The organism is Mycobacterium parascrofulaceum ATCC BAA-614 (assembly GCF_000164135.1).
GTDB lineage: Bacteria > Actinomycetota > Actinomycetes > Mycobacteriales > Mycobacteriaceae > Mycobacterium > Mycobacterium parascrofulaceum.
In genome coordinates, this window is sequence record NZ_GG770553.1 from 1,259,814 (window position 1) to 1,265,529 (window position 5,716).

Below are 5,716 nucleotides of genomic sequence, written 5' to 3' on the forward strand. Positions count from 1 at the left end.
GGTGGTCCGCGCCGCGGCCGCCAGCCGCGACCACCACGCGTGGTCGGCCGAGCCCTGGACCACGAGACCCGGTGTGCCGCTTCCGGGCCGGGCGGCGCCGCTGCACCCGAACGCCGCGGGGATGAGCGCCGCGGCCGAACTGGTGTGTGCGCTGTGGTGACGGGTCAGCCGTTGGTGCGCCACCACTGGTATAGGGCGTTGACGTCGGCGTTGGGCGACGTCAGGTGGCCCAGCACATTCTTGGCGTCGGTGGTCCACGTCAACGTCGCGTAGTTCTTGTAGGTGCCGCAGGCGATCTGGCCGCCCGTCTGGCCGTTCTGCTTCCAGGTGCCCGGCGACTGCCCGGCGTCCCCGCAGGCGGCCAGCGACACGTCCTTGATGGTGGAACTGAACGCGGACGCCAGGTTCGTGCCGTTGGAGAACAGGGCGTAGACGCCGGAGCCCGGTCCGTTGGGGTCGGGGCTCTGCCCGCACAGCAGCTCGGCCAGCTCACCGGACTCGGTCAACTCCTGCGGCTTGCAGTTGTTGAGGCCGTAGCCCTTCGACAGGTTGGCGGCCAGGGTGTTCATATCGGTGGCGTTGCCGGTGTTGGGTTCCGCGACCGCGGGTGCGCTTCCCGCGAAAGCCAAACCGCCGGTGAGGGCTGCGGCCGACACGGCCCGCAGCGCGGTGTTCAGATGTGACATTTTCGTTGACTCCCTATGGTTGTTGGATGGGTGATGCCGAAATTCATTGCCCCCCAACCGTCGTCAGCCGTTGGCGCGCCACCACTGGTAGAGTGCCGCCGCGTCGGTGTTCGACCCGCGGATATAGCTCAAGATGTTCTTGGCGTCGTTGGTCCAGATGATCTCGGCGGCGTTGCGGTATGTCCCACACGCCACCTGTCCGGCGTTGGCGCTGTTGCTGCCCTGGTGCCAGTTGGTGGGCGACTGGCCGCTGTCCCCGCAGGCGCTCAGGACGTCGTCTTTGATGCTGGCGCTGAACGAGCGGGCCAGGTTGTCGCCGTTGTCGAACAGGATGTATTTGGCCTGAATCGGCCCGCTCGGGTCGGGGCTCTGGGCGCAGGTCAGCGACGCCAGTTCGCCGGTGGTGATGCTTTGGGCGGTGCAGTTGTTCAGCCCGTAGCCCTTCGACAGCGATGCCGCCAGCGTGTTGAGGTCCGACGAGCTACCGGTGTCGGCCGGATCAGCGGTTGCCGTCACCGTGCCCGCTAAGGCGCAACCGCCGGCGAGCACCGTGGCCGTCGCGGCCCGCAGGGCGTTGCTGAGATGGGGCATCGTCTGGCTCCTCAGCGGTCGTCGAACCGGCGTCGCCCGCCGGGGGGAACATGCTTCCGCTAAGTAGGGATCGTAGGGATATGTCCTGAGGAAGCAACACATTCCGCTGGCAATTGTCTGTCAGGGCATGCTTTTCGGCGGCGCGTCGCAGCGCCCGTCCGGAGCCGATTTCGAAAGGCGCAGGGGATCAATGGCTTTCGCCGGGCCGCCACGGATGGTCCGGCGGGGAACGGGGGTTGAACCGACGAGGCCGTCGCGCCGCATGTCAGCGGCCCCGCGGGGATTTTCAAATTGCTAGTGCCGCCGCGACCCTGCTCGGGTATGGTTAGCACCGCTTTACGCCAGCTAACTTCTCGGGACTGGAGAATCCATGACGCAACCGCCGGCACCACCCCTCCGCCGCCTGGTTACCCGCCGCAGCAGCCCGCCGGGCAAGCGCCGAACAACTATCTGGTGTGGTCGATCCTGGTGACCCTGTTCTGCTGTCTGCCCTTCGGAATCGTGGCGATCGTCAAATCCAGCCAGGTCAACGGTCTCTGGGCGCAGGGCCGGTACGCCGAGGCGCAGGCGTCGGCCGACAGCGCCAAGAAGTGGGTGATCTGGTCGGCGGTGATCGGGGTCGTCGTGGGCATCATCTACGGCATCTTGATGGCGGTCGGCGCGCTGAACACCAACACCAACGCGGCGCTCGCCGCGATGTTCTGAGCCCGGTTCGCGACCATGGTGACCCGCCACGGTTCGGCGCAACTGAGCGTGGGCGCGCCACTGCTGGTGGCCGCGTCGACGACGCTGATGTGCGCCGCGATCTGGGCGGGTGACCCGACCACCCCCAACGGTCCGCTGCCGGTGTGTCCCACCAAGGCGCTGCTGGGGATCGACTGTCCGGGATGCGGCAGCCTGCGCATGCTGTACTCCCTGATGCACGGCAACATCATGGCGGCCGCCAGGTTCAACGCGCTGGGCCTGGCGGCCGTCGTGCTGCTGGTGTGGGCGTACCTCGCCTGGACCTACGGCCGAATCACGGGCAGACGGATCCGGAGCTGGCAACACGGCCGCTGGACGGCGGCGGTGACGCTGGGCTTGGTCACGGTGTGGTTTGTGGTGCGCAACATCCCCTTTCCGCCGTTCAGCGCGCTGCGCGTCTGATACCGCCGTGTCCTGATCCGCCCCGCCTCCGCCGCGGATTAACCTGGGCGCGATGGTGCACAAATTCACGACGATCCCGGCGGCGCTCGCGGTGGCCGGCCTGACCGCATTCTCGGCCGCATGCCTCCACCGGCCGGCCGACTCCCAGCCGGGCAACCCCGCCGCCTTCGCCGGCGCGTTGCACGACAAGGTCACGACCGACGCGATGATGGCCCACCTGGCAAAGCTCCAGGACATTGCCAACGCGAACAACGGCACCCGCGCGGTGGGCACCCCCGGCTACGAGGCCAGCGTCGACTACGTGGTAAACACCTTGCGCGGCAGCGGTTTCGACGTGCAGACGCCCGAATTCTCGGCGCGGGTGTTCCACGGCGACAAGCCGGAGGTGACCGTCGGCGGCCAGCCGGTGGAGGCCCACGCGCTCGACTTCAGCCTCGGCACGCCGCCGGACGGCGTGAGCGGGCCGCTGGTGGCCCTGCCCGCCACCAACGGCCCCGGGTGCGCGCCCTCGGATTACGGCAACCTCCCGATGCGGGGGGCCGTGGTCCTGGTGGACCGCGGCACGTGCCCCTTCGCGCAGAAGGAGGACGTCGCGGCGCAGCGCGGCGCGATCGCGATGATCATCGCCGACAACGTCGACGAGCAGCAGATGGGTGGCACCCTGGGGCCGGACACGGACGTCAAGATCACGGTGGTGAACGTGACCAAGTCCGTGGGCGTGCAATTGCGCAACCGGCCGGGGCCCACCACGATCAAGCTGAACGCGAGCGTGCAGAGCTTCAAGGCCCGCAACGTGATCGCGCAGACCAGGACCGGCTCGACGAGCAACGTCGTGATGGCGGGCGCGCACCTGGACAGCGTGGCCGCCGGGCCGGGCATCAACGACAACGGTTCGGGAGTGGCCGCCGTGCTGGAAACAGCGCTGCGGCTGGGGAATTCGCCGCAGGTGCGCAACGCGGTGCGGTTCGGATTCTGGGGCGCGGAGGAACTTGGGCTGATCGGGTCGCGCAACTACGTCGAATCGCTGGACCTGACAGCACTCAAAAGCATTGCGCTGTACCTGAATTTCGACATGCTGGCCTCGCCGAACCCCGGCTACTTCACCTATGATGGGGACCAGTCGCTGCCGGCCGACGTGCGCGGCCAGCCGGTGGTGCCCGAAGGGTCGGCCGGCATCGAACGCACTCTGGTCGCTTACCTGAAGTCCGCCGGGAAGACGGCGCAGGACACGGCGTTCGACGGCCGATCGGACTACGACGGCTTCACGCTCGCGGGCGTCCCCGCCGGGGGCCTGTTCTCCGGCGCCGAGGTGAAGATGTCCGCGGACCAAGCCAAGTTGTGGGGCGGGACCGCCGACCAGCCGTTCGACCCCAACTACCACCAGAAGACCGACACCCTCGATCACATCGACCGCGCCGCGCTGGGCATCAACGGCGGTGGCGTCGCCTACGCGGTCGGCCTGTACGCCCAGGACGTCGGCGGCCACAACGGGGTACCCACCATGGACGACCGCACCCGCCACCTGCTGACGAAGCCATGACCCGACGGCTGGTCGCGACGTTGCTGCTGGCGACCGCGCTGCTCGCGGGTTGCTCGCCGGCGCGGCGGGGATCACCCGCCGCCGCACCGGATTTGGGCCGTGCCCTGGCGGGGAAGGTGACCGTCGACGGGATGTTCGCCCATCTGCGGGCGCTGCAGAACATCGCCGACGCCAACAAGGGAAACCGGGCCGACGGCACGCCGGGTTACGACGCCAGCGTCGACTATGTCGCGAAAGCGCTGCGCGACAAGGGTTTCGAGGTGCTGACGCCGCAGTTCGACCGCCTGTACGCCGTGTCGCCCGGCAAGCCGGCGGTGACGGTCGGCGGCCGCAGCCACGCCGTGGATCAGGCGTCGCTGTTGGTCCAGACACCGCCGGGCGGTTTGACCGGGCAGCCCGTCCGCCCGCGCCAGCCGTCGGGCTGCGCCGCGGGCGACTACCCGGCCGCGCTGCCCAAGGGGTCGATCGCCGTCGTCGACGATGCCCGTTGTTCGGTGGTGGACAAGCAGAACAGCGCGGTGGCCAGGGGTGCGGCCGCGCTGGTCGTGCTCAGCGCACCCGCCGGGCGGGGCGCCCCGCCGAGCCTGTTCACCCCGGGCTACTTCAAGCAGTTGACCGTGCCCGTCGCGGTTGCGGGGGGCTCGGCGGCGAGCGCGCTCGCCGGCGCCACCGCCCCCGTCCGCCTGGTGCTGGACGCCCGCAACGTCAAGATCACCTCACGAAACGTGCTGGCGCAGACCAAGACCGGCTCGGCGCACGAAGTGATCATGGTGGGCGCGCATCTCGACGGGCCGCGCGGCGGCCCGGGCATCAACGACGACGGATCCGGCGTGGCCGCGGTGCTGGAAACGGCGCTGCAACTGGGCCCGCTGGCGCCGGTGAACAACGCGGTGCGGTTCGCGTTCTGGGGCGCCGACGAGGACGGTCTCAACGGCGTCATGGACTACGTGTTCGGCATGAACGGCGATCAGCTCAACGACATCGCGATGTACCTGAACTTCACCACGCTGGGTTCGCCCAACGCCGGCTTCTTCACCGAAGACGGCGACCAGTCCGGCCCGCCGGCAGCCGGGGTGACCTACGCCGACGTTCCCGACGGGTCGGCCGGCATCGAACGCACGCTGGCCGGCTATCTGAACCTGGCCGGGAAGCGGCCCGCGGACATGCCGCTGAGCACCCTGGCCGACTACCACCCGTTCATGGTTGCGGGCGTGCCGATCGGGGGCCTCACTTCCGGGGCCTCGCAACCGAAAACCACCGTGCAGGCCCGACTGTGGGGCGGGCAGGCCGGGGTGCCGTTCGACCCGAACTATCAGGGGCCCCGCGAAACGGCCGACAACATCAACCGCGACGCGCTGGCCGTCATGGGTGCCGGCGTCGCCTACGCGGTGGGCAGCTACGCGGAGTCCGTCGGCGGCGTGAACGGCGTGCCGCCGCACGACAAGCGGCATCGCACCCGGGTGCCGTAGCCGCTGGTCGGAGACCTGTCGTGGGCCCGTGGCATACTCGAACACATGTTCGATACACGGGTGTACGATTACTGGGAGCCGCCGCGGTGTGAGCGCTCGCGGGCGTTGGTGGATCGGATGTGCGCGTCGTGGCGGTTGGAGGCGCGGGTGGTCGCCGAGCGGTTGGATGCGATCGGGGAGTTGTTCGAGCTGCGGCGCGCCCAGCGCGGTGAAGAGGCGGATTGGGCGGTGGACACTTGGGCGGCGGTGGGTGCCGAGGTGGCCGCGGCGTTTCAGGTCAGCTT

General features: G+C 69.2%; 7 protein-coding genes and 1 pseudogene. 6 read left to right on the forward strand and 2 right to left on the reverse strand.

Annotation, left to right across the window (positions count from 1 at the left end):
• Positions 1–160, forward strand: a pseudogene (locus HMPREF0591_RS30705) (SGNH/GDSL hydrolase family protein); the annotation flags it as partial.
• A gap of 4 nt (positions 161–164) precedes the next feature.
• Here HMPREF0591_RS30705 and HMPREF0591_RS05915 read toward each other — a convergent pair.
• Both HMPREF0591_RS05915 and HMPREF0591_RS05920 read right to left on the reverse strand, forming a co-directional pair.
• The gene (locus tag HMPREF0591_RS05915; protein WP_007167534.1) at positions 165–686 is read right to left on the reverse strand and encodes a hypothetical protein; all 522 of its coding nucleotides are present in this window, start codon (positions 684–686) and stop codon (positions 165–167) included.
• A gap of 63 nt (positions 687–749) precedes the next feature.
• Positions 750–1,277 carry a hypothetical protein gene (locus HMPREF0591_RS05920; protein ID WP_007167535.1) on the reverse strand — a complete coding sequence of 176 codons (528 nt, stop codon included), beginning with the start codon at positions 1,275–1,277 and terminating at the stop codon, positions 750–752.
• A gap of 321 nt (positions 1,278–1,598) precedes the next feature.
• On the opposite strand from HMPREF0591_RS05920, the gene HMPREF0591_RS05925 reads away from it, so the two are divergent.
• From HMPREF0591_RS05925 to HMPREF0591_RS32970, 5 genes are all read left to right on the forward strand, one after another.
• Entirely contained in the window at positions 1,599–1,982 is a 384-nt protein-coding gene (locus HMPREF0591_RS05925) for a CD225/dispanin family protein (RefSeq protein WP_139093941.1), read from the forward strand.
• Between the two features lie 15 nt (positions 1,983–1,997).
• A complete protein-coding gene (locus HMPREF0591_RS05930) occupies positions 1,998–2,423 on the forward strand; it encodes a DUF2752 domain-containing protein (protein WP_007167537.1) in 426 nt (141 codons plus the stop codon).
• A gap of 52 nt (positions 2,424–2,475) precedes the next feature.
• The gene (locus HMPREF0591_RS05935; protein WP_007167538.1) at positions 2,476–3,963 is read left to right on the forward strand and encodes a M28 family metallopeptidase; all 1,488 of its coding nucleotides are present in this window, start codon (positions 2,476–2,478) and stop codon (positions 3,961–3,963) included.
• The gene (locus tag HMPREF0591_RS05940) at positions 3,960–5,432 is read left to right on the forward strand and encodes a M28 family peptidase (RefSeq protein ID WP_007167539.1); all 1,473 of its coding nucleotides are present in this window, start codon (positions 3,960–3,962) and stop codon (positions 5,430–5,432) included. The genes HMPREF0591_RS05935 and HMPREF0591_RS05940 overlap by 4 nt, the downstream gene beginning before the upstream one ends.
• Positions 5,433–5,477: 45 nt before the next feature.
• Positions 5,478–5,716 (forward strand): DUF222 domain-containing protein (locus tag HMPREF0591_RS32970; protein WP_007167540.1); only part of this gene is annotated, 239 nt, incomplete at its 3' end.

Excerpts from the sequence above, each read along its gene's own strand:
- HMPREF0591_RS05915 (WP_007167534.1), bottom strand. The coding sequence starts at position 686 with ATGTCACATCTGAACACCGCGCTGCGGGCCGTGTCGGCCGCAGCCCTC.
- HMPREF0591_RS05920 (WP_007167535.1), bottom strand. The coding sequence starts at position 1,277 with ATGCCCCATCTCAGCAACGCCCTGCGGGCCGCGACGGCCACGGTGCTC.
- HMPREF0591_RS05925 (WP_139093941.1), top strand. The coding sequence starts at position 1,599 with ATGGTTAGCACCGCTTTACGCCAGCTAACTTCTCGGGACTGGAGAATC.
- HMPREF0591_RS05930 (WP_007167537.1), top strand. The coding sequence starts at position 1,998 with ATGGTGACCCGCCACGGTTCGGCGCAACTGAGCGTGGGCGCGCCACTG.
- HMPREF0591_RS05935 (WP_007167538.1), top strand. The coding sequence starts at position 2,476 with ATGGTGCACAAATTCACGACGATCCCGGCGGCGCTCGCGGTGGCCGGC.
- HMPREF0591_RS05940 (WP_007167539.1), top strand. The coding sequence starts at position 3,960 with ATGACCCGACGGCTGGTCGCGACGTTGCTGCTGGCGACCGCGCTGCTC.